The sequence below is a fragment of the Arthrobacter rhombi genome (assembly GCF_900163545.1).
Lineage (GTDB): Bacteria > Actinomycetota > Actinomycetes > Actinomycetales > Micrococcaceae > Arthrobacter_H > Arthrobacter_H rhombi_A.
On sequence record NZ_FUHW01000014.1, the window covers coordinates 19,502 to 44,101 of the forward strand.

The 24,600-nt window shown below is 64.5% G+C and carries 23 protein-coding genes; 11 read left to right on the forward strand and 12 right to left on the reverse strand.

Annotation, left to right across the window (positions count from 1 at the left end; translation table 11 throughout):
* Positions 1 to 289 precede the first annotated feature (289 nt).
* Positions 290 to 1,540 carry a phospholipase D-like domain-containing protein gene (locus FM101_RS02855; protein ID WP_241895450.1) on the forward strand — a complete coding sequence of 417 codons (1,251 nt, stop codon included), beginning with the start codon at positions 290 to 292 and terminating at the stop codon, positions 1,538 to 1,540.
* Positions 1,541 to 1,696: 156 nt separating this feature from the next.
* Here the strand turns inward: FM101_RS02855 and FM101_RS02860 are convergent, their stop codons facing one another.
* A complete protein-coding gene (locus FM101_RS02860) occupies positions 1,697 to 3,592 on the reverse strand; it encodes an ABC transporter ATP-binding protein (RefSeq protein ID WP_086995173.1) in 1,896 nt (631 codons plus the stop codon).
* A gap of 101 nt (positions 3,593 to 3,693) precedes the next feature.
* Here FM101_RS02860 and FM101_RS02865 point away from each other — a divergent pair, with 101 nt between their 5' ends.
* Entirely contained in the window at positions 3,694 to 4,194 is a 501-nt protein-coding gene (locus FM101_RS02865) for a MarR family winged helix-turn-helix transcriptional regulator (protein WP_086995176.1), read from the forward strand.
* Between the two features lie 42 nt (positions 4,195 to 4,236).
* On the opposite strand, the gene FM101_RS02870 is transcribed toward FM101_RS02865, so the two are convergent.
* Both FM101_RS02870 and FM101_RS02875 read right to left on the reverse strand, forming a co-directional pair.
* Positions 4,237 to 4,578 carry a carboxymuconolactone decarboxylase family protein gene (locus FM101_RS02870; protein ID WP_086995179.1) on the reverse strand — a complete coding sequence of 114 codons (342 nt, stop codon included), beginning with the start codon at positions 4,576 to 4,578 and terminating at the stop codon, positions 4,237 to 4,239.
* Between the two features lie 145 nt (positions 4,579 to 4,723).
* Positions 4,724 to 5,290 (reverse strand): DUF488 family protein, encoded by a 567-nt coding sequence (locus FM101_RS02875; protein WP_086995182.1) that lies wholly within the window; start codon positions 5,288 to 5,290, stop codon positions 4,724 to 4,726.
* Positions 5,291 to 5,408: 118 nt separating this feature from the next.
* Between FM101_RS02875 and FM101_RS02880 the strand changes: the two genes are divergently transcribed.
* On the forward strand, positions 5,409 to 6,362 hold the full coding sequence (locus tag FM101_RS02880) for an oxidoreductase (protein WP_086995184.1): 954 nt from the start codon (positions 5,409 to 5,411) through the stop codon (positions 6,360 to 6,362).
* A 32-nt stretch (positions 6,363 to 6,394) separates the two neighbouring features.
* Here FM101_RS02880 and FM101_RS02885 read toward each other — a convergent pair whose 3' ends face one another.
* Complete coding sequence (locus tag FM101_RS02885) at positions 6,395 to 6,901, reverse strand: GNAT family N-acetyltransferase (RefSeq protein WP_158225973.1); 507 nt, start codon at positions 6,899 to 6,901, stop codon at positions 6,395 to 6,397.
* Positions 6,902 to 6,967: 66 nt separating this feature from the next.
* Positions 6,968 to 8,701: an SIP domain-containing protein gene (locus FM101_RS02890; RefSeq protein WP_086995190.1), complete on the reverse strand. Its 1,734-nt coding sequence runs from the start codon at positions 8,699 to 8,701 to the stop codon at positions 6,968 to 6,970.
* Between the two features lie 77 nt (positions 8,702 to 8,778).
* Here FM101_RS02890 and FM101_RS02895 point away from each other — a divergent pair, with 77 nt between their 5' ends.
* A complete protein-coding gene (locus FM101_RS02895; RefSeq protein ID WP_086995193.1) occupies positions 8,779 to 9,597 on the forward strand; it encodes an MBL fold metallo-hydrolase in 819 nt (272 codons plus the stop codon).
* 249 nt (positions 9,598 to 9,846) lie between these two features.
* Positions 9,847 to 10,650, forward strand: a complete 804-nt coding sequence (locus FM101_RS02900) for an SDR family NAD(P)-dependent oxidoreductase (RefSeq protein ID WP_086995196.1) — start codon at positions 9,847 to 9,849, stop codon at positions 10,648 to 10,650.
* A gap of 90 nt (positions 10,651 to 10,740) precedes the next feature.
* Here FM101_RS02900 and FM101_RS02905 read toward each other — a convergent pair whose 3' ends face one another.
* The 5 genes from FM101_RS02905 to FM101_RS02925 form a co-directional block, all read right to left on the reverse strand.
* Positions 10,741 to 12,219 carry a S8 family peptidase gene (locus FM101_RS02905; RefSeq protein ID WP_086995199.1) on the reverse strand — a complete coding sequence of 493 codons (1,479 nt, stop codon included), beginning with the start codon at positions 12,217 to 12,219 and terminating at the stop codon, positions 10,741 to 10,743.
* Positions 12,220 to 12,483: 264 nt separating this feature from the next.
* Positions 12,484 to 13,239 (reverse strand): ABC transporter ATP-binding protein, encoded by a 756-nt coding sequence (locus tag FM101_RS02910; protein ID WP_086995202.1) that lies wholly within the window; start codon positions 13,237 to 13,239, stop codon positions 12,484 to 12,486.
* Positions 13,236 to 14,303 carry an iron chelate uptake ABC transporter family permease subunit gene (locus tag FM101_RS02915; RefSeq protein WP_086995205.1) on the reverse strand — a complete coding sequence of 356 codons (1,068 nt, stop codon included), beginning with the start codon at positions 14,301 to 14,303 and terminating at the stop codon, positions 13,236 to 13,238. The genes FM101_RS02910 and FM101_RS02915 overlap by 4 nt, the downstream gene beginning before the upstream one ends.
* Positions 14,296 to 15,282 (reverse strand): ABC transporter permease, encoded by a 987-nt coding sequence (locus FM101_RS02920; protein WP_086995207.1) that lies wholly within the window; start codon positions 15,280 to 15,282, stop codon positions 14,296 to 14,298. Before FM101_RS02920 ends, FM101_RS02915 begins: the two co-directional genes overlap by 8 nt.
* A 15-nt stretch (positions 15,283 to 15,297) precedes the next feature.
* A complete protein-coding gene (locus tag FM101_RS02925) occupies positions 15,298 to 16,272 on the reverse strand; it encodes a siderophore ABC transporter substrate-binding protein (protein WP_086995210.1) in 975 nt (324 codons plus the stop codon).
* 453 nt (positions 16,273 to 16,725) lie between these two features.
* On the opposite strand from FM101_RS02925, the gene FM101_RS02930 reads away from it, so the two are divergent.
* From FM101_RS02930 to FM101_RS02950, 5 genes are all read left to right on the forward strand, one after another.
* Positions 16,726 to 17,268, forward strand: a complete 543-nt coding sequence (locus tag FM101_RS02930; RefSeq protein WP_086995213.1) for an AMIN-like domain-containing (lipo)protein — start codon at positions 16,726 to 16,728, stop codon at positions 17,266 to 17,268.
* An 80-nt stretch (positions 17,269 to 17,348) separates the two neighbouring features.
* The gene (locus FM101_RS02935) at positions 17,349 to 18,326 is read left to right on the forward strand and encodes a PhzF family phenazine biosynthesis protein (protein ID WP_086995216.1); all 978 of its coding nucleotides are present in this window, start codon (positions 17,349 to 17,351) and stop codon (positions 18,324 to 18,326) included.
* A 124-nt stretch (positions 18,327 to 18,450) separates the two neighbouring features.
* Positions 18,451 to 19,893 (forward strand): DHA2 family efflux MFS transporter permease subunit, encoded by a 1,443-nt coding sequence (locus FM101_RS02940; RefSeq protein WP_241895482.1) that lies wholly within the window; start codon positions 18,451 to 18,453, stop codon positions 19,891 to 19,893.
* A 26-nt stretch (positions 19,894 to 19,919) separates the two neighbouring features.
* Positions 19,920 to 20,633, forward strand: a complete 714-nt coding sequence (locus FM101_RS02945; protein WP_086995222.1) for a TetR/AcrR family transcriptional regulator — start codon at positions 19,920 to 19,922, stop codon at positions 20,631 to 20,633.
* Between the two features lie 156 nt (positions 20,634 to 20,789).
* Positions 20,790 to 22,010, forward strand: a complete 1,221-nt coding sequence (locus tag FM101_RS02950; RefSeq protein ID WP_086995417.1) for an acyl-CoA dehydrogenase family protein — start codon at positions 20,790 to 20,792, stop codon at positions 22,008 to 22,010.
* On the opposite strand, the gene FM101_RS02955 is transcribed toward FM101_RS02950, so the two are convergent.
* Complete coding sequence (locus tag FM101_RS02955; protein WP_086995224.1) at positions 22,000 to 22,776, reverse strand: alpha/beta fold hydrolase; 777 nt, start codon at positions 22,774 to 22,776, stop codon at positions 22,000 to 22,002. The two genes, FM101_RS02950 and FM101_RS02955, sit on opposite strands and share 11 nt — an antisense overlap.
* A gap of 275 nt (positions 22,777 to 23,051) precedes the next feature.
* On the opposite strand from FM101_RS02955, the gene FM101_RS15695 reads away from it, so the two are divergent.
* The gene (locus tag FM101_RS15695) at positions 23,052 to 23,222 is read left to right on the forward strand and encodes a hypothetical protein (RefSeq protein ID WP_179204209.1); all 171 of its coding nucleotides are present in this window, start codon (positions 23,052 to 23,054) and stop codon (positions 23,220 to 23,222) included.
* Between the two features lie 171 nt (positions 23,223 to 23,393).
* Here FM101_RS15695 and FM101_RS02960 read toward each other — a convergent pair whose 3' ends face one another.
* On the reverse strand, positions 23,394 to 24,488 hold the full coding sequence (locus FM101_RS02960; RefSeq protein ID WP_143269184.1) for a hypothetical protein: 1,095 nt from the start codon (positions 24,486 to 24,488) through the stop codon (positions 23,394 to 23,396).
* Positions 24,489 to 24,600 lie beyond the last annotated feature (112 nt).

Genomic DNA, 24,600 nt, shown 5'->3' on the forward strand with positions numbered 1-24,600 from the left:
TCTGTCTCTGGTCCCGTTCTATCCGGCGTCCTCGCCTGTCTTCGGCCGTGCATCGACGTCATTGGCGATCGTCCACAACTTCCGACTTAATATACTAAATCGTATACTATCCAGTGTGAGGGGGAACACTCGCACCGTCAACCCCCTGCATGGGGTCCTGATCAACGCCCGTCTGCTCACCGGCTGCGGGGCATCCGCGGACAAGGCCCCGGGGCCGCCCGCGTCGCAGTTTTCTCGGGCTCAACGAGTCGCACGGCCGCCGGCGGTGACATCGGACTAAACTCGCACCATGCCTTCCGTGATACCAGCCCCCGTGATGGCGGGTTTGAAAAAAACGACCACCCGACTGGCCCTGGCCTTCGTAGCCGTACAGGCCACGGTTGTTGCTGGCCTGGTGATCTTCGATGCCCTGAAGCGCCGCCAACGGAGCCAACGGGTCGGGTTCCCGCGCCCAGGAGTTTTCGATGCCCCCGTCCAGGAATCCGAGACGAAGATCTACACCTACGGTGAGGACCTCTACGCCGATATGCTGGCCGCCATCCGAGGCGCCAGGGAACACGTTTTCCTTGAGACCTTCATTTGGAAATCCGATGCGACCGGGCAACGGTTCAAGGAAGCCTTGAACGAGGCCGCCCGGCGTGGCGTCGAAGTATTCGTCATCTATGACGGCTTCGCCAACCTCGTCGTCCCCCGCTCCTTCTACCAATTTCATCCCAAGATCCGGGTCTACCGCTTCCCCGTGCTACGCCCCTCCCGGTTGTTCACCCCACTGCGAAGCACCGGCCTGGACCACCGCAAATTGCTGGTCGTGGACGGCGAAACCGCATTCGCCGGCGGCTATAACATCGGTGATCTGTACGCCACCGAATGGCGCGACACCCATCTTCGCCTCACAGGCCCCGCGGTCTGGGAACTGCGCCAGGCATTTCTGGATGTCTGGAACTCAGTATGCGGTCGGCCGGAAATCCCTCACCAGCCCGCACTGACCTGGGATCCGCACATTCGTACGGCCAACAACATGCCCTCCCATTTGGTGTACCCCATCCGGGGCGTCTACCTCGACGCCATTAACCGGGCCAGCGACCGGATCTACATGACCACCGCCTATTTCATCCCGGACCGGCAAATTCTTGATTCGCTGCTCGCCGCCAGCAGGCGGGGCGTCGACGTCCGGCTGATCCTTCCGGAGGATTCCAACCACGTCCTGGCCGACTGGCTCGCCCGAGGGTTCTTCACCGCCATGCTGCGGGAAGGGATCTCCGTGCTGCTGTACAGGAACGCGATGATCCACGCCAAGACCGCCACCATCGACGGCCAATGGTCCACGATCGGCACTGCCAACATCGACCGATTGAGCCTGACCGGAAACTACGAAACGAATCTGGAGATCCACGATCCGGCATTCGCCGAAAAAATGGAGCGGATCTTCCTGGTCGACAGCACCAATTGCCGGCAACTGACGTTATCCGGCTGGAGCAAGCAGAACCCGGCGGCCAAAGTCAGCGAAGTCATTTTGATCCCCTTGCGCCCGTTCCTCTAAGACAACCGGGGGCTCCGCCCAGCGATGGATCGCCAGTTAACTCCTACCCTCCGCACAGCCGACTCCCAGCTGTCATGGCTAAGCTCGTCAGTACCTCAAAAAGGTGCGAGTGATGAAAAGGCCCCTGGAAACCAGTTCTGGTTTCCAGGGGCCTACTCATATCACGGGCCGAGCCGGCCCGGCCACTTGCAGTCCGTCAGCCTCGGCACGAGCGCGCAGCAGGCGAGCGAACGGCCCCTCGGCCGAACGCAATTGGGCAGGTGTCCCCCGTTCGACGATGCGTCCCGAGTCCAGGACCACCAGTTGATCGGCCCGTTCCACCGTGGATAGACGGTGCGCGATCGTCACCGTGGTCCGTCCGGCAGCCAACCGATCCAGGGCGGCCTGAACCTGGGCCTCCGTGGTGTTGTCCAGCGCCGACGTCGCTTCGTCCAAGACCAGGATCCGAGGATTGCGCAGAACGGTCCGGGCAATCGCCAGTCGCTGCTGTTCCCCACCCGAGAACCGGTGTCCCCGAGCTCCGACGAAGGTGTCCAGCCCATCCGGCAGCGAGGCGACGAGCTCGTCGATCTGTGCGGCTTCGAGGGCAGCCCACAACAGGTCGTCGGTGGCTTCGGGGGCGGCCAGACGGAGGTTCTCCCGGATGGAAGCGTGGATCAGATAGGACTCCTGAGAGACGACACCGACGATCTGAGCCAGGTCGGCAGGAGCCAGCTTCCTGACATCGACTCCATCGATGGTGATGCGTCCGATCGTTGCCTCGTGCAGTCGCGGGATCAGGGCCCCGAGAGTGGATTTCCCCGAACCCGTCGCCCCGACGATCGCCGTCGCGGTCCCCGCGGGCACCACCAGATCGATATCGGCCAGGGCCCGGGCTTCGCCGTCGTACGAGAACCCCACGCCTTCGAAGCGCAGTTCCCCGCGGACGGCGCCGGGGTCGATCTGCACGGGGTGTTCGGGGGCGGTGATCTCCGGGATCAGATCGAGGTATTCGAAGATTCTGCTAAAGAGTGCCATGGCCGTGACCCACTGGACCCCCACGTTCAGCAGGCCCATGATCGGACGGAAAATAGTGGATTGCAATGCCGTGAAAGCAACGATGGTGCCAATGCTCATATCACCGGTGGCCGCGGGAAAACCGCCGGCCAGATAAATGGCCGCGGGGATCGCAGCGAAGACAATCTGCATGGTGGCCATCCGCCAGCGTCCTGCCAGTTGCGAACGTAGTTCCAGGCCGATGAGCCGGTGCGAACTGGCGGTGAAATCCGCCGCGTCGCGTTCGGTGGTGCCCAGCGTCTTGGCCAGACGCACCCCGGATACCGACAGGCCCTGTTCGACCTGGGTATAGAGGTTCGCCAACTCTGCCTGACGATCGGCGGTGATATCGCGCCGCAGCAGGGCGACCCGACGGCTCAGGAAGACCGCCGGGGGGATGACGATGAGCGAGAGGATGCTGAGCATCGGGGACAGGGCGACCATGGCAATGGCCGTGGCAACGGCGGTGGTCAGATTCGTGGCGATGGACGTTGCCGTGGTGGTCACCACCGATTGCATCCCCGCGATGTCGCTGGTGAGCCGCGACTGGATTTCTCCGCCACGGGTCCGGGTGAAGAAGGCCAGCGACTGGGCTTGGAGGTGGGTGAACATACCGGTGCGCAGGGTATGCATGACCCGTTGCCCCATATCGGTGGCCATCCAGGTCTGGACGACGCCGATCAGGGCAGTAATGGCAGCAATGACCACCATCGCCCCGGTCAGCCAGGCCAGGAGCGGGGTGTTCCCGTTGGGGATGGCGTCATCAATGATGGCGCGAATCAGAAACGGTTGGGCCAGGCCGGCCACGGAAGCCATGCTGATGAGCAGCATCAGGAGCGTGATCATCCTCCGGTGCGGAGCGAAGAGGGCGGCGACCCGACGCAGGCTCACCGGATGGCGGGCGAGCTGGCTGCGGTCGTCGGCACTGATTTTGCCGGGGCCCGGGCCGCCGGGGGTTCCCCGACTGGTTCCGGCGCGCGGGGTTGAGGGGAGTTCTGGAGTCCGTGCCGGTTTCATCGGCAGCACCTCCTGGGTTGAAGGAGTCGCACGGGATGCCCGGCAACTATGCAGAGGTTACCTCATTATGTGGAAACCACGCAAATGAGTACACTGACGGTATGACCGCTGACGCGCCCCCTGGCCTGGCCGACGATCCCGATCTGGGCGACCTTTTTCATGCCGCCTTCCGGGGGTTGCGTCGCCGGTGGACGCACGAATTGGCGCCCTTCGAACTGACCCCACACCAATGGCGGGCCCTGAATATGTTGGCTCGAGGTTGTGGACCCGGCCCACCCGAGGGGTCGGGAACCACCCCTGAGGCCAGTCTGCGGTTGAAACAACTGGCCGATTTGCTGCGGATCGCCCCGCGTTCGGCGACCGAGGTCATCGACCAGCTCGAAACCAAGGAGCTGGTGGAGCGGGCTCCTGACCCGCTGGACCGCCGGGCCGTCCTGATCCGCCTCACCCCCGACGGACAGGAACTCCGCTCCCGGATCCACCAATCGCGCCGCGAACAATCCACCAAGTATTTTGGTCGCCTGGATTCGGGTGAGCGCGATGAACTGGCGCGGCTGCTGGGCGTTCTGGCCGGGGATGAACCGGTGGCCCACCACCGTTAGGACGGTCCCAGCAGCGGCGGTCACCGCCCCCCTTGCTCCGGCTCAATGCTGGTGAGGGACCTCCCCGATCGCGTTCAGGGCGATCGTGGAGTGCGCGAAGGCACCACCGGCCCGCATCTCGGCGGCCACCCAGATGGCCTCCATGATCTGCTCGGAACTGGCCCCCTTGCGTTGGGCCAGTTTGCTGTGACCCTCGATGCAATAAGGACACTGCGTGACATGGGCGACGGCAACGGCGATCAACTGTTTGGTCTGCTCGTCCAGGGCCCCCTCGGCGAAGACCGCCTTGCTGAAGTCCTCGAAGGCCTGGGTGGCGTTTGGCGTCAACTCTTTGCGACGTTTGGCCACCGCAGGGGTGGCCTGGGGGAAGAGATCATCTGACATCGTTGGGTCCTCTCCTGAAGTGCGGCTGGCGCCGGCACCTCCGAACCCGTGAAGCACGGGGATGGTCACCAACCGGTGGCGGGCTCCACGGGTGTGCGGAGCCCACTTTCACTGTAGGCAGGTGGCACGGACAAAGTCACTGCCCTCAGGCAGGGTAGGTGACCACCCCGTCGTCGTCCACTGTTGGTTCAGCACCCCAGCGGCCCAGTTCGTGCTCAGTCGGTTTCGAGGTATTGGACAGGTGCACGACCTTCCACCCCCGGGCAGCGAGGACATTGGCGATCAGCAGCCGGTGGCAACGCCACGGCATCGGCTCCCCACACATCACCACGACACGCCGCTCCCCTGCCCACCGCAGCAGCCGGTCCACCCCGTTCTCAAACTCCTCGGTGAGCGTATGGTCCGCATAATTTTTGAAGCTGGCGTTCTGCCAACCGGCGTTGATCATCGGGTCGATGTCCTGCTGCCGGTGCCGGCGGCCCCCGAGTTCGGGCAGGTGGTGATATTCGATACCGCATTCTGCCAACCACCCGGGCATCTGCTCCTCATCAAATTGCGGGCTCCGACGCGATCCGGGCATCTTGCGCACATCGACGAGCAGCTCGATCCCCGCTGATTCCAGGGTCGCGGCCACCACCGCCGGAGGGCAGGTCCAATGACCGATGGTCCACATGGTCCCCGCCGGTTCGTTCCCCGATCGTTCCGCTGCCATATCGCCCCCGATCCGTGACGTGGATGCTCTCCTGCCTAGGATGCACCACAACGCAGATTGTTGTCGAAGGCCCTAGGCTGGGGGCCGCCCGTTCGAACCAATCGGCAGGAGACCCCCAATGCCTGGCAATAGGACCTGGAGCACCAGGGATATCGGCGATCTGACCGGAACAACGGCGGTGGTCACCGGCGCGAATAACGGCCTGGGATTCGCCACGACCCGTGAACTGCTCCTCCATGGCGCGCACGTCGTCCTGGCCTGCCGCGATCTTGACAAGGGAAGGGCAGCTGTCGATCAACTGCGACCGGAGGTCTTGGCGTCCGTCGGCGAGCTCCGCACGGAAGTCGTTCAGCTCGACCTATCGATTTTGTCCACGGTCCATTCCTTCGCCCAGGCCTTCATGGCCTCCCACCACCGGTTGGATCTGCTGGTCAATAACGCCGGCGTCATGATGACCCCCTACGGGTTGACCGCCGACGGGCACGAACGTCAATTCGGGACGAACCATCTGGGGCACTTCGCCCTGACCGGCCTGCTGCTGGGTTCCTTGGCTGCGGCACCGGGTTCCCGCGTCATTTCGCTGTCCAGCCTGGCCCACCGGGGAGGGACCATGGATTTCGAGAATCCCCTCTTCTTGGAGGGCGGCTACACGCCCGTAGCCGCCTATAACCGCTCGAAATTGGCCAACCTGCTCTTCACCTACGAGCTGGACCAACGTTTGCGGGCCGCCGGCCAGGAAACGTTCGCCGTCGCCGCCCATCCCGGAGTGGTGGGCACCGACCTGTTCGGCCACGTCTTTGACCGACCTTCTCTGCGCCCGGCGCGGGCCCTGTTCAACGCCGTCATGCCACGACCGGCCCAAGGTGCCCGACCGACACTGCGCGCGGCTTCGGACCCCGGGGTGCACGGAGGGGAGTATTTCGGCCCGGGTGGGCCCGGGGAATGGCGCGGGGCACCCCGGCCAGCGAAGCGGGCGGCAGCTGCGCAGGACCCAGAGAGCGCCCGGCGGCTCTGGGAGCTCTCCGAGGCCCTGACGCAGGTCAGCTATCTGGATGCACCGTCCCGGGAATGAGCTCCGGGACCGGTTCCCGTGGTGGGCCCCGATCAGATCAGCGGCAGTGACATGCCCAGTTCCACCGCCTCCGGACGGCCGGAAACTTCCTGCAGCTCCCCGGTTTCGAAGAACCCCTGACGTCGGTAGAAGTCGCGGGCGCTCAGATTCTCGGTGACCACCCACAGATCCAATCGTCCGGCATCGGACCGGCGCGCCCACCCGGCTGCCGCGGCCACCAGTTCCCGACCGACGTGCAGGCCACGCACCGCAGGATCCACCCACATGCCGATGAGTTCGCAGCCCCCGGTCCCCGGCCGCAGGACGGCTCCCGCCAGCCCGTCAGCCATCCGTGTGGCGGGCCCCGTCGAGAGCGGCGACCAAGCCAGGAACCAGTTGCCCTGTTCCGCGCGGTGACGCCAGCGTTCCTCTTCGAAAGCCGATTCGTGTTCCCAGCTGGAACTGAAGGCCGATGGTGCGTCCGCTAGTGCCCGGAGCCGCACGGCACGCAGCGCCTGCCAGTCCTCGGTCATGGCCCGGCGGACCTGGGTGTGCATCATTCCCATATTTTCCCACGCCGGACGGCAATCCCGCCCTGCATGACGGGCCACGACGCGGATTCGGCCCTAGGCTTCGGCCCGTCCAGCGCGCCAGTACCCCATGAAGGAGACCTGTTTGCGGTCGATTCCCACCTCACGGACCAGATAGCGTCGCATCGCTTTGATGACTCCCGCCTCGCCGGCGAGCCAGGCATAGAAGGGTTGGCCCGCTCCGGCTGTGGTCTCCCACAGGATGTCGGTATCGACGTCCACGTCCTCTAGATCATTGCCCGGGTCCACGGCACCGGCCCCCGGGAGTGCGACCGCCGAACGCACTGCCGCCTCCAGGAGCGTGCCCGGGGCTTGCATGCCACGCGGAAGCCATTGCACGGTGACACCGGAGCGGGTAAAGGAACCCTGGATATCCTCCACCGAGGGGACCTCGATGAACGCGTCTCCGGTGATCCCCGGTGGTAGTGATTCCAAGATCGAGCAGATGGCTGGAGCCGCCGTTTCGTCTCCAGCCAGCAGAATTCGTCGCGCCGTACCGGGCCGGAATTCGATGCCCCCGTAGTCGTGCCCGCAGAGGGCCCGGTTGGGGCCCAAGATGATGACCTCATCGCCGGTTCGGGCTTCGGCCGCCCACACGGAAGCGGGCCCACCGACCAGCACCCCCTTTTCGCGGTGCACGTGCAGCACGAAATCCAGGTCCATTTCCGGGGACGCCCCTGCATTGCCTGGGTGGCCTGCGGGGCGGAAGGAACGCACCGTATAGGTGCGCATGGCACCGCGTTCGGCAGGGTCCTTGGCGAGCCAGGCCCGGTACCAGCCGGTCGAGTCTTCCTCGCTGATCAGTCCGCCGGGGGCCAGATCGGCGAAAAGTGTGCGCAGATGAGCCACGGCCCCTTCACCCGCTGGTGGGACGAGGACCTTGATGCGCAGGTCCAAGGGATGCCCACCCGTGCCGAAGTGTTCGAGTTGGTGCCCAGCCAAGGTCAGGCGGCGGAAGCTGGGGCCAAGATCCTGGACGTCGACGATCTCCAGGCTGAAGGCCAGCGTCGGGCATACCTCCACGGACGGGCGACGGGGCGTCGGGAGGACGACGGATTCCTCCGGCGCCTCATTCGCCGGAAGCGCTTCGGCAGGCTGGGCTGCTGGGGGTTGCCCGGTGTGCCCGGTTTCGGGGCGGCGGAACCGGTGGCGTCCAATCGGCAACACCAAGGGAGTTCCAACCACCGGGTCAGGAATCACCCGTGCCCGGAGCCCAAAGACGTCGTGGACCAATTCGGAGGTGAGGACATCTGATGGGCGCCCGGCGGCCACGATGTTTCCTTCCAGCAGTGCAAGCAGGTGGTCCGCGTAGCGGGCTGCAAGATTGAGGTCGTGCAGGACCATGACCACTGTCGTCCCCCGCCGACGGTTCACGGCGGCGATGGCGTCGAGGACCTCGAGTTGCTGGGCGATATCGAGATGCGTTGTCGGCTCGTCCAGGAGCAGCACCTCCGATTCACGGGCCAACACGTCGGCGATCCGTTCGCGCACTGCGGCGGCTTCCTGGCCGTCGGAGTCTTCCGGCAGCAGAGCCACGATTCTGGCCAGGTCATCGACCGGGTAGTCGTGCAAATCGGTTCCGCCGATCCGCACCGTGCCGGCATCCGGTTTCTGCTTTCCGGCCAGGCCGCGCAGCAACGTGGATTTTCCGGCACCATTGCGCCCGATGATCGTGGTGATTTCACCCACCGGGATCTCCACGTTCACGCCGTTGACCACGGTGTCGGACGAATGGGATAAGGACAGGTTCTCCGTTGTCAGGGTCTGCATACGTTCCTTAGGGGGAAGGGGGTTCTCGGAATGTCTTGGCACAGGAAACGTCCGCTCGGCTGCCCTAGACTGTCGGCATGCCACAGCCGACGCCTTCTTCTCTCCAGCACATGACGTCCTGCGCCGATCTGATCACGGCGCCGAACCCCGGCCCGATGACGCTGGAGGGCACCAATTCCTACCTCCTGCACGCCGCCGGCTCCGTGGGCGGCCCCGTGGTGGTCGTGGACCCGGGGCCCGCCCATGAGGGCCACCTCCAAGCCCTGGCCGCCGCGGGGCGCGTCGAGCTGATCCTGATCACCCACCGGCACCCCGACCACACCGAGGGGATCGACCGCTTGCACGAACTGACCGGAGCCCCGGTACGCGCGGCCAGGGCCGAACATTGCCGAGACGCCCCGATCCTGAGCGACGGAGAAGTGCTGACCGTAGCGGGGGTGAACGTCCAGGTCGTAGCCACGCCCGGGCACACCTCCGATTCGCTGTGTTTCCTGCTGCTCGACGACGGACACCACGGTTCGGTGCTGACCGGCGACACCATCTTGGGGCGCGGGACGACCATCTTGGACTTCCCCGACGGAACGCTCGGTGACTATCTGGCCAGCCTCGATGTTCTGTCCGGCTTCGGTCCGGCAGTCATGCTTCCTGCCCATGGCCCCATGCACCCGCATTTGGGCACCGTGATCGAGCAGTACGCCTCCCACCGCCTTCAACGCTTGGAGCAGGTCCGTGAAGCGGTCGCCCGGCTCACCGGCGGCGATTCCTCGCGACAGCCGGGGGCCGGCGAAGTCACGGATCTGGTGTACGCCGAGATCGATCCTGCGGTTCGCGGGGCCGCCGAACATTCCGTCAAGGCCCAGCTGCACTACCTCTCCGGCGTCACCCCGGCACCCTAGGCTGCTAGCCGCCGGCATATCTGACCACTACCGGGCAGGACAGGGCCCACCCGTTGATGCGGCTTGAATCCACGCTGGTCTCCCTGACGGTTCGCGCCGGGGACACCCCGGAAAACTCTTCTGTAGTTAGGCTAGCCTTGGTGGCTGATATTACGCAAAGTTTCCCTACTCTATTGCCCGCTGGTGACGATTTCGCCTCACCCGCGCAGCCTCCTTGGACTGGCCCACGCACCCCGCTACAGTCAAGGCATGGCCAGTCCCACACAGCATACCGAGACGCACTACTCCGCCCATCCATCAGTGACTGCACTCATCACCGGAGCCACGTCGGGACTCGGCGCCGAGTTCGCCCGACAGTTGGCGGCGCAAGGGTACTCCCTGGTTCTCGTGGCCCGCGACCAGGAACGACTCGACGCCACCGCCGAGAGCCTGCGGGCACGCTATGCCGTCCAAGTGCAGACCCTGAGCGCCGACCTCGTCACCGAAGCCGGCGTCCAGCAGGTTGCCAACCGGCTGGCCGATTCCAACCAACCGGTGACCACGCTGGTGAACAACGCCGGGTACGGATTGGCCGGAAACTTTGCCGACAACGACCTCGCAGAGGAACTAGCCCACGTCGGCATCCACGTGCGCACCCCGCTCATCCTTTCCCACGCCGCCCTGCGAACCATGGCGAAGATCGGTGGAGGGCGGATCATCAATGTCGCTTCCGTCGCCGCCTTCACTCCGCGTGGCACCTACTCGGCATCCAAGGCGTTCCTGGTGAACTTCAGCCGGTGGGCCAACGTCTTCTACCACGACCGTGGGATCTCAGTGACGGCCATCTGCCCCGGCTTTGTGCACACCGAATTCCACGACCGGATGAAGGTGGACAAGAAGTCCATCCCCTCCTGGTCCTGGTTGGAACCCGAAGAGGTGGTGCGCAGCGGCCTCACGGACGCCATGGCCGGACGTTCGGTGTCCATCCCGAGCACGAAGTACAAGATCATCACATTCTTGGCACGGGTCGCCCCGGATGCCTTGGTCGCCCGTCTGGCCCAACGCGGCCGCTGAGCCAACACGCCACCACCTGCACGACGGCAAGCTGGCCGGGACACCGTGAAGAAGGTGTCCCGGCCAGCGGATTGCGGGTCCTACAGGAAATCAGTAGCCCATCGAGGAGAGGACCTTTCCTGCGTCAACCAAGCCGGCACCACAACCACCCGTGCAACCACCGGGCATGGAGCGTGTCCCCGACTTCAGCGAGGACTCCACCGATGACGGGCTCATGTTGGGGTTGTTGGCCCGCATCAGCGCCACCACACCGGCAACATGCGGGGCAGCCATCGAGGTGCCCTGGAACTCGGCGTAGGCTTCACCGCTCGGGGTCGTCCGTCCGGAGTTGATCGTGGACAGGATGCCGCCACCACGGGTGGAGGTATCGCCACCGGGGGCGGTGACGTCCACGGAGGAGCCGTAGTTGGAGTAGAAGGCCCGCGAACCGGACTTGTTGCTGGCCGCGACGGTGATCACGTTATTGCAGTTCGCCGGACGTGAGTTGGCGGCATTCTGCGATTCGTTGCCGGCGGCCACCACGACGGACGTCCCGCGGGAAACTGCCGAGTTGATGGCGTTCTGGTAGGTGTAGCCGCATGCACCGCCACCACCGAGGGACATGTTGATCACGTCGGCCGGGTTGGGGTTCGACGGGACGCCAGAGACGTTTCCGCCCGAGGCCCAGACGATGGCATCAGAAATATCCGAGAGCGAGCCACCACATTTGGCCAGTACCCGCACCGGGACGACCTTGGCCCGAGGGGCTACCCCGGCAACACCCTTGCTGTTGTCCGTCATGGCGGCGACGGTGCCGGCGACGTGGGTGCCGTGCCAGGAGGAGTTGCTGCCGTTGGCGGAACCACATTCACCGGGGTTGACCCAGTCACCCTCGTCGGCAGGGTTGGAGTCTCGGCCATTTCCGTCACGAGCTGAGGAAGCATCGGAGACGAAGTCGTAGCCGGACAAAACGTTCGCGTTCAGGTCGGAGTGGCTGGTGATGCCGGTGTCCAAGACGGCCACGACGGCCCCACTGCCGATGGAGTAGTTCCACGCGGACGGGGTGCGCATGCCGTTGGAACCGTGGAAGTCCCACTGTTGCCCGTAGTGGGTGTCGTTCGGGGTCGCCGCGATCGTCATCATCGCATCCGGTTCAATGGAGTCGATGGTCCCGGTCTTGGCCGCGTCGAGCATGAACTGCTTCGCCTCGGCGCTGGAGAGCTTCTCGTTCGTCTTCAACACGTGGCCACCCGTGGCAGTGGGGCGCAATTCCTTCACGGAGACGCCGGCTTCCTGGGCGGCGGGCCCCATGGAGTTCACGCGGGCCTGCTTGGTCGCGGAACTCGCAGAGTCCTTATAGGAGACGATGAACTGGTCGTAAGACGTCCCGGTTTCGAGGGCTCCCGTCGCGGCCTGAGCGGTGTTCGCAACGGCGGCGACCTCGACGGTGCTCGAGACGGTCGGCCCGGACGCCGGTGTCGCGGCGGTGGCCGGCAGGCCGGTCAGCCCCCCGATCAGCGAACAGGATCCTACGAACGCTGCCGTGGACAAAACCACGGCGCGGGTCAATCTGATGGGTTTCTTACCCATGTTGCACTCCTTGCTTCGTTTTTCTGTCTGTGCCCGGCGGCTCCACTGTGAGCCAGGTCCGGGTCACGCTACGGATAATAAGCAGGTGGTGACGAAATATGAAAGCCTTATTTGAAAACTAATAATTAGGTATTCAAATATAGTGTTTACAGTACACAAATATTGTGATTGTCAAAGTTTCGTCTATCCCGAAACCTGCCGCGCCATCACCGCAAAGACCGACCGGATCATTGGTTTACGCAAGTGCGTGAGAAACCCTACCGCTCAGTAATAGACGGCCAGCGGCCCGCGGGGGCCCTCAATGACTTCCACCGGGGTGTCGAAGACCTGGCTCAGCACCTCGTTGGTCATCATTCGTTCCGGCGGCCCGAAGTCAACAATGCGCCCGTCCTTCACGGCGCAGATGTGATCGGCATAGTGCCCAGCGAAGTTGATGTCGTGGATGACCACCACGATGGTCCTCCCGAGCTCCCGCGCAGCACGGTGCAGATGCTGCATCATCTGCACCGAATGCCTCATGTCCAGATTGTTCAGCGGTTCGTCGAGCAGGACGTATTCGGTGTCCTGGGCCAAGACCATTGCCACATAGGCTCGCTGCCGCTGGCCCCCGGAGAGCTGGTCGAGGTATCGGCCCTCCAGCTCGTGCAGATTCAGGAAGTCGATGGCTTCGGAGACGACCTGCTCATCGGCAACCGTCAGCCGTCCACGCGAATGCGGGAACCTGCCGAAGCCCACCAGTTGGCGCACGGTGAGCCGGGTCGTGAAGTGGTTTTCCTGGCGCAGAATCGACACAATCTTGGCCAGATCCTTCGACGCCGTACTGGAAACGTCATAGCCGGCGATCTCGATGGCCCCGGAGTCCAGGCCGAGTAGACGTCCGATCATCGTCAGCAGCGTCGATTTGCCGGCACCGTTGGGACCGACCAGCGCGGTGATGCCCCCCGCTGGGATCTCGAAGCTGACCGGCCCGATCTCAGTGCCATTGCCGTAGCTTTTGCCGACGTCGTTCAGGGTGATCACAGGCGGCCCTTTCGCAGGATGAAGTACAGGAAGAGCGAGCCGCCGATGACTTCGATGATGATCGAGACGACGCCCTCGGCGTAGAAGAGGTTCTTCATGATGAAGTAGGCCCCCGATAAGGTCACGAACCCGATGAGTACGGCCACGGGGAAGACGAGCCGATGGTCATAGGTGTCGGCGATTTGGTAGGCGAGGGTGGCCACGAGAAAACCAAGGAACGTCATCGGCCCCACCAGGGCGGTGGAGGTGGCCATCAGCAGGGAGACCAGAAGCAGGGTCCGCATGACCATCCGTCGGTGGTCCAGGCCGAGGTTGATCGTGGCGTCCCGCCCCAGCGCAACGACATCGAGGTTCCGCGAGTTCGCCCACAGCAGGGTTCCGGCGACCAGGCATAAGGGGATCGCCACCGGCAGGTAGCCCGCATCGGCGTTGGAGATCGAACCGAACAGGCGGGCAGTAAGGACGTCGAATTCACTGGGTGAGAGCAATCGCTGCATGAACGTGGACACCGAGGCCAGTCCCCCACCAATGATGATGCCGATCAACAGCATGACCTGGATGTTCGCGTATTTTCCCGAGAGCAACCAGCCATAGAGTGCCAACGAGAGTCCCACCATGATGGCCACCTGCACCACGAATTGCGGCAGGCCCTGCACCGCGGTCACCCCGGCAGCCCCGAGGAAGAACACGGCAGCAGTCTGGACCGCCACATACAGCGATTCGAAGCCCATGATCGACGGGGTAATGATGCGGTTGTTCGTCACGGTTTGGAAGCTGACGGTCGCCATGGCCTGGCAGAAGGCGACGACGAGCATGACCACGACGCTCGTTCCGCGCAGCCCGGCGATCCGCCAATAGCCGGCCGATCCGGCGGGCATGGGGTTGTCCCAGATCAGCAGCCCGCCACCGAAACCCAGGGCGAGGAGGGTCAATACGGTGACCACGATCAGGTACCGCCGTCGCGCCCGCCTGGTGGGAAAGGCCGAGGAGCTCCGTGGGGCGGAATCCGGGTTCTGGTGCCGGAGGGAGGAACCCACCCGTGAAGGGGAAGCGGTATCAGCCATGTCGACGCTGCCTCAACAGGAGGCCGATGAAGACCACTGCACCCACGATCCCCAGGATCAAGGACACGGGAACTTCGAAGGGCATGATGATCGTGCGTCCGATCAGATCGCAGACGGTGACGATGCCGATGCCCAGCAGGCAGACCCACGGCAGGTTCCCGCGCAGGTCGTCGCCGCGGAACATGGAAACAATATTGGGCACGATGAGCCCCAGGAACGGCAGGTTGCCGACCACGACCGTCACGATGCCGGTGGCCACGGCGATCAACCCGGTGCCCAGCAGCATGATCTGGTTGTAGTTCAGCCCCACATTCGTGGCGACCTCCTCGCCGAGTCCGGCCACCGTGAAGCGGTCGGCCACCCAGAAGACGGCCACCCCGACCAGGGCCACGATCCACAGCACTTCGTATTGCCCCCGCAGCACCGAGGTGAAACTACCCGCGAACCAGATGCCCAGGCTCTGGAGCATATCGGTCTGCAACGCGATGAAGGTCGAAACGGCCCCGACGACTGCGCCGAGCATGATGCCCACAATCGGGACGGTCAACGAAGCCTTCAGTGAAACCCTGCGCAGAAAGAGGAAGAACACCATCGTGCCGATGAACGCGGCAACGACGGCCCCGATCATCTTGGCCATGATGCCTGCCCCGGGGGCGCAGATCATCACGGCCAGCAGGCCCAGCCCCGCCCATTCGGTGGTCCCGGTCGTCGTGGGCTCGACGAACCTATTCTGCGTCAGGAGCTGCATCACCAACCCCGACATCGCCATCGCCGCCCCGGAAAGCACCAGAGCGATCGTCCGCGGGATCCGCGTGATGGCGAACATCTCCCCACCGTCCTGTGCACCGAAGATGTCATAGACACCGGTGAGCAGCGAGAATCCGAGCAGGGCAGCGACGACGAGGACGCCGACCAGAAGGGAAGGCTCGAAGAGCCGGCCCTTCTGGGCAACGTCACGTCCGGTGGTGCTGGTGATCATGAGTGGTCCTCGCCGTTAGCCCTCGAGGGCGTCGGCGAAGCTGTTGAGGAACTCGGTATAGGTCTGGATGCCCTCGTTGGTGTAGGTGTCGGCCGGCATGTAGATGACCTTGCCTTCCTTCACTGCCGTGACATTCTTCAGGGCAGCGGAGGAATCCAGCAGCTCGTTGGCCGGCTGATAGCCGGCTTCATCGGCTGCGACGGCCGCATCGCGGTCCATGGCCAGGATCCAATCCGGATTGGAATCGGCAATCGCTTCCACGGAGATGTCGTCTCCCTGGTGGTCATCACTGGAGTCTTCGACTTCCAGTGCCGGCGTCAGGTCCAGCATGTCGAAGACCGGCCCGAGGGTGCGCCCATTGGAGGGTGCCGAGTAGCCGATGTCCCCGCCCGAGGTAATGACCGCCATGACCTTCTCACTGCCGTCGTAGGCGGCTTTCGCCCGCTCGATGGCGGCGTCGAAGTCCTCGTTGATCTTTTGTGCTTCGTCCTGCTTGCCGAAGACCTCGCCGAGCACCTCGGTCTGGCGTTTGAGCTCTGCGTCCAAGGGTTCGCCCTCGCGGGGGTCGAGTTCGAGGATCGTGGCATCGGGGACGAGCGAGGCGAAGTCCTCGTGGTACTGGGCGAAGCGCTGGCCATTGACGATCAGATCGGGTTCCGCGGCCACGACGGCTTCAAGATCCGGTTCGCGGTGGTTCCCCAGATCCACGATGGAGTCATCATTCGTGTAGTCGATGGTGTCCGGCATCAGGGCCACGGCACCGGCGGAGAGTTCCACGCCCCAGTCCGAGAGGGTCTCGAACGTGCGGTTGTCGGTGGCGACCACCGAGGCCGGGGGGTTGGGTACCGCTTGCGTTCCGTTGTTGTCTTCGATGCTCACCGTCGCTCCATCGGAAGCATCGGCCGAAGCCTCGGAGGCTCCTCCGCAGGCGGTCAGAGCGAGGGCAGAAGCGCCCAGGAGCGCCCCCAGGCGCAGTTTCAGGGAGGACATATTTTCCTTCGAATGAGGCCGAGCATGCGGGCCACCGGATGGGACTTCGGTCCAACTTAGCCCACCCTGAGTAGATAACGCACATTTAGGTTGATGTTATTCTTGTCACTTTTCCCGGGTTGTTGAATTCCCGAATTCCGGGTAGTACGCGGGCCCGCTCACCAGGCGTGCACCATCAGACGCGCCCCATCGGTGCCGACGCGGGGTGAATCCGGGGCGGCGGGCGCGGAACGCCAAAAACCCTGCTCGTGACCAGGTCGACGCCGGGCGCCATCCACCCCCTTTCCCGTGACCAAAACGCCGCCACCTTGAGGCCGTTCGGTGCTGGAATCCGAGTATTTCGATCTCGGGATCACATTTATGCACCAACGTGATTAACCCTCTTCCGCGGGGCCGTTTCGAGGAGCACCATGGAGCATCATCCACCGCAGGATCATTGGAAGGAAAACCATCATGAAGGCCATCAAAGTCGGTCTAGCCGGCGCACTGTTGGTCGCGGGCCTGGGGCTGGCCCCCGCACTACCCGCCGCCTCGGCCACCGCTGCTTCCCCCTATTGCGGCATCACCTGGGGTTCTCTCGCCGACTCCCACGGAACTTCTTCTTCGGCCCGGGTAACCGGGGTGCGCACCGGACAGCACGCCTGCTACGACCGGCTCGTCATCGACCTGAAGGGCAAGATCAAGGGATACGACGTGAAGTACGTGAAAGCCGTCTACACCGAAGGCCAGGGCAAGCACGTGCCACTGATCGGTGCCGCCGACCTGCAGATCCTCCTTCCCTCTCCAGCCAGCACCTCCTACGCCCCCGCCCATCGCAGCAAGGTGGCCAACGTTTCCGACTACCGCACCTTCGATCAGGTGGCCTATCTGGGTAGCTTCGAAGGCCAGACGTCCTTCGGCCTCGGTGTTCGCGCCCGACTGCCCTTCCGCGCCTTCATCCTGGACGGTCCGGGGACCGGATCTCGTCTCGTCATCGACGTCGCCCACCGGTGGTGATGCCCTCGACTCGTTGAACATCACGTCATGAAGCCGGCGGGGAAGCCCCCTCGCCGGCTTCGGTGTGCCACCATGGCGCCATGCCCCAACGACAGTTCCGCCAGGTCGACGTCTTCACCTCCACCCCCTATCTGGGCAATGCCCTGGCCGTCGTGCTCGACGCCGAAGGTCTGGACGAGGAGGCCATGCTGCGTTTCGCGAACTGGACCAACCTCGCCGAAACCACCTTCGTCCTCCCACCGACGGATCCGGCAGCCGATTACAGCGTGCGGATCTTCACCACCACGACGGAACTCCCCTTCGCCGGACACCCCACGTTGGGTACCGCCCATGCCTGGCTCGAAGCCGGCGGGCGTCCGCGCCACCCCGGGGTGATCATCCAGGAATGCGCTGCCGGGCTCGTCGAAGTTCACACCGTGGGCCGCGATGGTGAGGGCCGGCAGCAGTTGGCTTTCCTCTCCCCTCCCTTGCGCCGCACCGGGCCCCTGGAAGCAGATGTTCTGGACTGGGCACTGACCGGATTGGGCCTGGAAGCAGAAGACGTCGTGGCTCATCAATGGGTGGCCAACGGCCCTCAGTGGGCGGTGTTGATGCTCCGTGACGCCGATGCCGTACTGGCTGTGGAGCCTGACTTCGTGGCGTTGGAGGGGCTGGAAATCGGGGTGATCGGCCCCCATCTGGCCCCGGGGGTCGAAGCAGCCCCTTACTCACAGAGGGCCGAGGACCGCCCGAAGGGTACCCGCGCCGAACTCGAACCACTCCTGCCCGCCGAAGACGCCGCCGCCTTCGAAACCGCGGTCCGGCCCATACCTGCCGACTTCGAGGTCAGAGCCTTCTGCCCGGGCGAGGGAATGCCCGAAGACCCGGCCACCGGAAGCCTCAACGCGGGTATCGCCCAGTGGATGATCCCGGAGGGCCTCGTCTCCCCCTCCTATACCGTGCGCCAAGGCACCCGGCTCGGACGTGCCGGATACCTCAGGCTCTCGGAGCACGACGGCGGAGTCCTCGTTGCCGGGGATGTCGTCACCTGCATCGAAGGAACCGTGGGCTGGGACTGATCCGGCAGGTGCGCCGGCACCGGAGTATCCTCTATCGGTGACCAACACCCAGACCCCCGCGCACACAGCCCCCGACGACCGCGCCGCTTGGTCTGCCCTCTGGGCCCTCGTCATCGGTTTTTTCATGATCCTGGTCGATTCCACCATCGTCGCCACGGCCATGCCGGCGATCATGCGGGGTCTGGATACGGGAATCAACGGTGTCATCTGGGTCAATAGTTCCTATCTACTGGCTTTCGCGGTTCCGCTTCTGGTGGCCGGGCGGCTGGGGGACCGTTTCGGCCCCAAGAACCTGTACCTGATCGGTTTGGCCCTATTCACCGTGTCCTCGCTGTGGTGCGGGCTCTCCCCCAGCATCGGGATGCTGATCGCCGCCCGCGTGGCCCAGGGGCTGGGGGCCGCCCTGCTGACCCCGCAGACCATGACGTTCATCACCCGCATGTTCCCCGCGGAACGGCGCGGTGCCCCGATGGGTGTCTGGGGCGCCGTTGCTGGTGTCGCCACCCTGGCCGGACCAATCCTCGGTGGTGTACTCGTGGACACCCTGAGCTGGGAATGGATCTTCTTCGTCAATGTGCCCGTCGGCGCCCTGGCCATCTGGAGGGTCTGGCTCAAGGTCCCGCAGCTGCCCCGGCACAGCCGGAACTTCGACCTGTTCGGCGTCGTGCTCTCTGCTGTCGCCATGTTCCTGATCGTCTTCGGCATCCAGGAGGCCAACACCTATAACTGGGGAACGATCATCGGCCCGATCACCGTCTGGGGCCTGATCATCTCGGGAATCGTCGTCCTGGCTGGCTTTATCCTGTGGCAACGCTTCAACCGGCGCGAGCCCTTGGTGCCCTTGGGCCTGTTTCGGAACGTGAACTTCTCGCTGGCCAATATCGCGATCACGGCGATGGGTCTGGCCATCATCGCGTTGAACTTCCCGATGATCCTCTACCTGCAGTCCGTGCGCGGGCTCTCCCCGACGCTCTCGGCACTGATGATCGCCCCCATGGCGATCGTCTCGGGGGTGCTGGCCCCCTTCGCCGGCAAGCTCACCAACCGGATCGACCCCAAGTTCTTGGCCGTTCCGGGATTCCTGCTCTTCGGTGGTGGAATCGTGGTTTACGGGCTGATCCTCAGCCCTGACATCCCCTTCTGGGTGTTGTTGCTACCGCCGGTGGTCATGGGTATCGGCAGTGCCGGTATCTGGCCCTCGGTCTCGCTGACGGCAACCCGCGATTTGGGTCAAACCAACGCAGGTGCCGGTTCGGGGGTCTACAACACCACCCGCCAGGTCGGCTCCCTCCTCGGCTCGGCCCTGATCGCCTTCATCATGGAGTCACGTATCAGCATCGAGTCCACCGCGGCGCTGGCCGGCACCGGGCGCGCGGGCGGCGGGTCCTCCGCCACCCCTGACGGGCCGGCAGCCACCATGGGCCAGGCGGTCCCGGAATTCCTGCACGGCGCATTCTCCACGGCCCTGGGACAGTCCTTGCTCCTGCCGGGTCTGGTGGCCATCTTCGCGGCACTGGTCTGCCTCTTCTTCCAACCCCCAGCGGGGCGGAAGGCGGCACGGCGGTGAGTGCCGGCCGTGCTAGATTCACCGGCATGGAGAACATCGTCACCGTTCCCGAGGAAGCCCTCCGCCTGCTCGTCGAACGCGGGTTCGATGCCACCAGTGTGGACCAGCTGGCAGCAGTGCTGGGGATCAGCCGCAGCACCTTCTTTCGCCGCTACCTGTCCAAGGAGGACATGGTCTTCGCGGATATGGAAACCGTCATTGCCGGAGTCCACCGCGAGCTGGCAGCCCCGGGGCGCCGGCTGGCCGACCGGCTGGCTGCCGCAGCCCTCTGGGTCTTCGACCACCACACCAGCCGGCCCCAAGCCTCGCTGCTGCGCTTCGAACTGCTGCAGGAAGTTCCCGCCCTGCGCGACCGGGAGCTGGTGAGCACTCACCGGTACGAACGCGCCTTCCGTCACGGCCTCCGTGCAGCCCTGGATGTGGAACCCGGACTCGACGACGTCAACCTGGCCATCACTTCCTATGCGGCCTCGGTGGTCGCCGTGCACAACGCCTTCCTGCGCAGCTGGCTGAATACCTGTGACGACGGCCTGCGTGCCGGGCTGGTGAGCGAATTGGCGAAGCTGGCCGCCCTGCATGTGCCGCGGCTCCAGGAACAGGCACCCGAGACGCAACAGGGCAGCCCATCTCCGGGCGTCGTCGTCACCGTATCCAGCAGCGGCACAGGCACCGAGGAGATCATCGAGGCGGTCCGCCGTGCCCTCGATCAGCCCTCCGGCCACCCACCATCCACCCTCTGACACTGGGTGTCTTGACCTGAACCGCAGTTTCATAGATGCTGGTACGGATTGATTCCCCGTGACCGGCGACGCTCCGACGGCCGGCCACGCAGAGCCGAAGGACACTCCGTGAGCACTTCAGAAACCACCTCCTCCCAGCCGACGCAGGCCAGCCCGATGGCCGAATTCCCTCTCGGGGTCATCGAACCCGAGTACGAGCTCTGGGGTGAGGTCGATGTCGACCCAGCCGGCCTCTTCGACCAGGAGAACATCCCGGCGGAGGACCGCGACTATTGGGATCGCGCCCGCCGTTTCGGGCTGGACGAAGTGCGTCCGGAGATCGACGACTACTGGGACCGCGCCGACTATCCGTTCCACTTGGCCACCCGGCTGGGTGAACTCGACCTGCTGCGCGACGGCATCGACGTTGACGGCTACCCGGCGATGAGCACCCTGGCCGCCGGACTGGTGAACATGGAACTCTCCCGCGCCGACGGATCGGTCGCCACGATCGGTGCCGTCCAGTCGGGTCTGGCCCTGCGCTCGGTCGCCTACTGCGGCTCCGAAGAACAGATCGCCCACTGGGTTCCGAAGCTGGCCCGGGCCGAAGTCCTGGGTGCCTTCGCCCTCACCGAACCGACGCACGGATCCGATTCGGTGTCCCTGGAGACCCGGGCCACGCGCGTGGACGGCGGCTATGTCCTCAACGGTGAGAAGAAGTGGATCGGCAACGGCTCCACCGGCGGCATCACGGTCGTTTGGGCCCGCGACGATGAGGGCAACGTCCGCGGTTTCATCGTGCAGCAGGAGTGGGAGGGTTACACCGGGACCACCATCGAGGGGAAGCTGAGCCTGCGCGCCATCTGGCAGGCGCATATCCGCTTGGAGAACGTCTTCGTCCCCGACAGCCATGTCATGCCCGGGGCCAACTCCTTCAAGGACACCGCCAAGGTCCTCTTCGCCACCCGGCTGGGAGTCGCCTGGTCCGCCGTCGGGCATGCCATGGCCTGCTACGAATCCGCGGTGCAGTACGCCACCCAGCGCACGCAGTTCGGCCGCCCGCTGGCGGCCGCCCAGGTCGTGCAGGAACGTTTGGCCCGCATGCACTCGGAACTGGCTACCATGCAGCTGATGGTGATGCAGATGACCCGCCGCGAAGAACGCGGCGAACTCACCGGAGCCCAGGCATCGTTGGCCAAATACACGTGCACGCGCACCGCACGCCAGATCGCCTCCAACGCCCGCGACCTCCTGGGCGGCAACGGCATCCTGCTGAAGAACCGGGTGGCCCGTCACTTCGCTGACATCGAAGCCATCCACACCTACGAAGGCACCGAAACCGTCCAGGCACTGATCATCGGTCGGTCGATCACCGGACTCTCGGCCTTCAATAAATAGCAGGTTCGCTCAGGAACGGGAGCAAGTGGAGCAGGATCTCGTCCACTGCGGCCAGCGTCGAACCATGCGCCTGGCCCTCCAAAGGGACGAACCGGGCCGCAGGCATCAAGTCCGCCGCGGCCCGGGAGTCCAGATAACGCTGACGGTCCCGGGTGCCGGCGATCACCAGGGTCGGCAGCTCGAGTCCTGCCACGACTGACTCATCGATTCCGGGTTCGATCTCGGTGCGTTCGAAGTAGGCGTGCAGGGCCTGGGCATCATTATTCATGAAGGCAAACCGGGTCTGCGGATCCAGCCGCTGCCCGTCAACGAAGGCCTGCATCCCGCCGGTGCGCAGGGCTTCCAGATAGCCGTCGAAGAACACGTCGGCTATCTGGCCGCCCTGCGCCTTGAAGGTCCCGCCGAGCGTCACGAGTTTCTCGACCCGCCCTGGCGCCGCCACGGCCAGCGAGAAACCGACCCTCGCCCCGAAGGAATAGCCAACGACCGCGGCACTGGCCAGCTTTTCGGCGTCGAGCACGGCCAGCACGTCGTCGACCAGCAGGTCCATGGCGTAGTCCTGCGGGCGGTGTGGTTTGGAACTGCGGCCGTGTCCGCGCAGATCGATCCGCACCACGGTGAACCCCTCCAGTGCCTTGACGTAGCCCAGTCCGCGCCAGATGGCCCGTGACAGGGCCGAGCCGTGCAGCAGGACGACCGCGGGCCCCTGCCCTGACACGTCATAGGAGATGGTGGTTCCGTCCCGGGGATTCTGCGTTTCAACCATCCCCACAGGCTATCGGGCGGCACATGGGTGGCGACCCAGCGGTGATTCACACGTGGCTGATCAGCATTTTCCAGCAAACGCCAAGCTTTGGACCTTATTGTTTTTAAGTACCTCTTGAAGGTGCGAGTGATGAGAGCACCGGCTGGACCATCGATGATTCCCCCCAACTATCGATCCAGTCGGTGCTCATCTCGTTAAGCGGCGGCCCACCCTCGACACCCTGTTCTTTCGGGACGAGACTGGTGGCATAGGCCCCGTCAACGAGGGAGGACGTCATGAGCGAAAATACCGGGGGACTGTCCACGGACGGCCCGAACACCACACTCGAGAGTGCGGAAGACGCGGCGAAGAAGGCACGTCAGGCGCAACACGACCACGATGACGAGCGGGTTGATGAATGGGAAGAGGAGTCCTTCCCGGCTTCCGATCCGCCGTCGAACTACTAATCTCCAGACACTCCCACCGAGCTGACACGGGGCGCACAGCTGGCTCCAAGTTTCGCTGGTTAAGCTGAAGGAACCTTCTCAAAGGTGCGAGTGATCAGAAGCACCGGTTATAGCGGTTTGTCGCCTCCTTGTCCGCTATGGCCGGTGCTTCACTCCTTTAACGTCTGCCGTTCAATCGCGTCCGCGCTGGTTCCCACCCCGGTGAGCCTCACCCGATGCCTCCCGCGGAGGGAGCTCCGCTAGGGCCGAAACATAGGTGTGCACCAGCCCATCCCACAGATCCCCGGACTTCAGGGCGCCCAAGGCAACTGCTCCATCCGCCACGGCGACAGGGAGATAGTGGCCGGCCGCCGCCGCATTGAGCAGATCCGCTCCCGCACCCAAGGGTTCAATCCGCCATGACCATCTGAACCAGGGCTGATCCCACATCCGCCTCAGTGCCGCATCATCGCGTGGGACTGGGGTCTTCCCTTCCATCCGTCGGTTCAGTGCCTCACCATGGACCTCAGGGCTCCGGGCGGGAACCGAATAGGCCGGAGCCACTCCAGCCCACGAAGCGACGACTCCGGGGACCCCCTCCATGCCCACCAGATCAAGCCGTGCATACCCCTCGGGAACCCTGCCCTCCGGGTTGCCGAACACCAGCGCCGCGTGCGACGACCCGGCAGCGACCAACACCGCACCATCACCGACCCACAGGGTCAGGTGACTGCCCTCTCCCGGCTGCTCACCCGCGCATTGCAGGGTAAATCGACAGGTCCTGACCGGGATGAGGTAGGAGAGCAGTTCCCCGGAAAACCGTCCCGAGGAGTCCATCAGTCCCGAACGTCGCAGCTCATCCACCTCATTCGCATACCGTTTCCACTCGAGCCGCCCCACCCGTCGCTCCCCTGAACGCTCCGTCAAAAAGTTGATGGTCGACAGCGAGAGCACGGGGCCCTCGGAAACGTAGTGCTGTCCGCTGGAGAACCTGTCCAGCGTCTCCAGCGGTTGGCCAGCAACCCCACCGGCAAAATCGTCGAGGCGTGGCGAGCGTTCAGCCGGAGACGCCCCTGCCTCCGTTTCCTCCGATGGTTCGACCCGTAACGAAGCCGCGATATTGGACATGGCCAATGTCATGTCCAGGGACTGCACCACGGAATAGCTTGCCGTCAGCTCAATCGCGCTGACGCCATCGGTTGTCAGCCACCGATCGACGACCAGGGAATACCCTCCTGCGTCACAAACAAACCGCTGCGCTCGCGCGGGGTGCCCATTCAAAATCATCGGTTCATTTGCGAAAACGTGGCAATTCTCCAACGTCAGCAAAGCGGTCTTGAGGGCAGCCGCGGAGATCTCCGGCAAAGAACGATGATCAAGGGTCCGCCGAACGACAAGA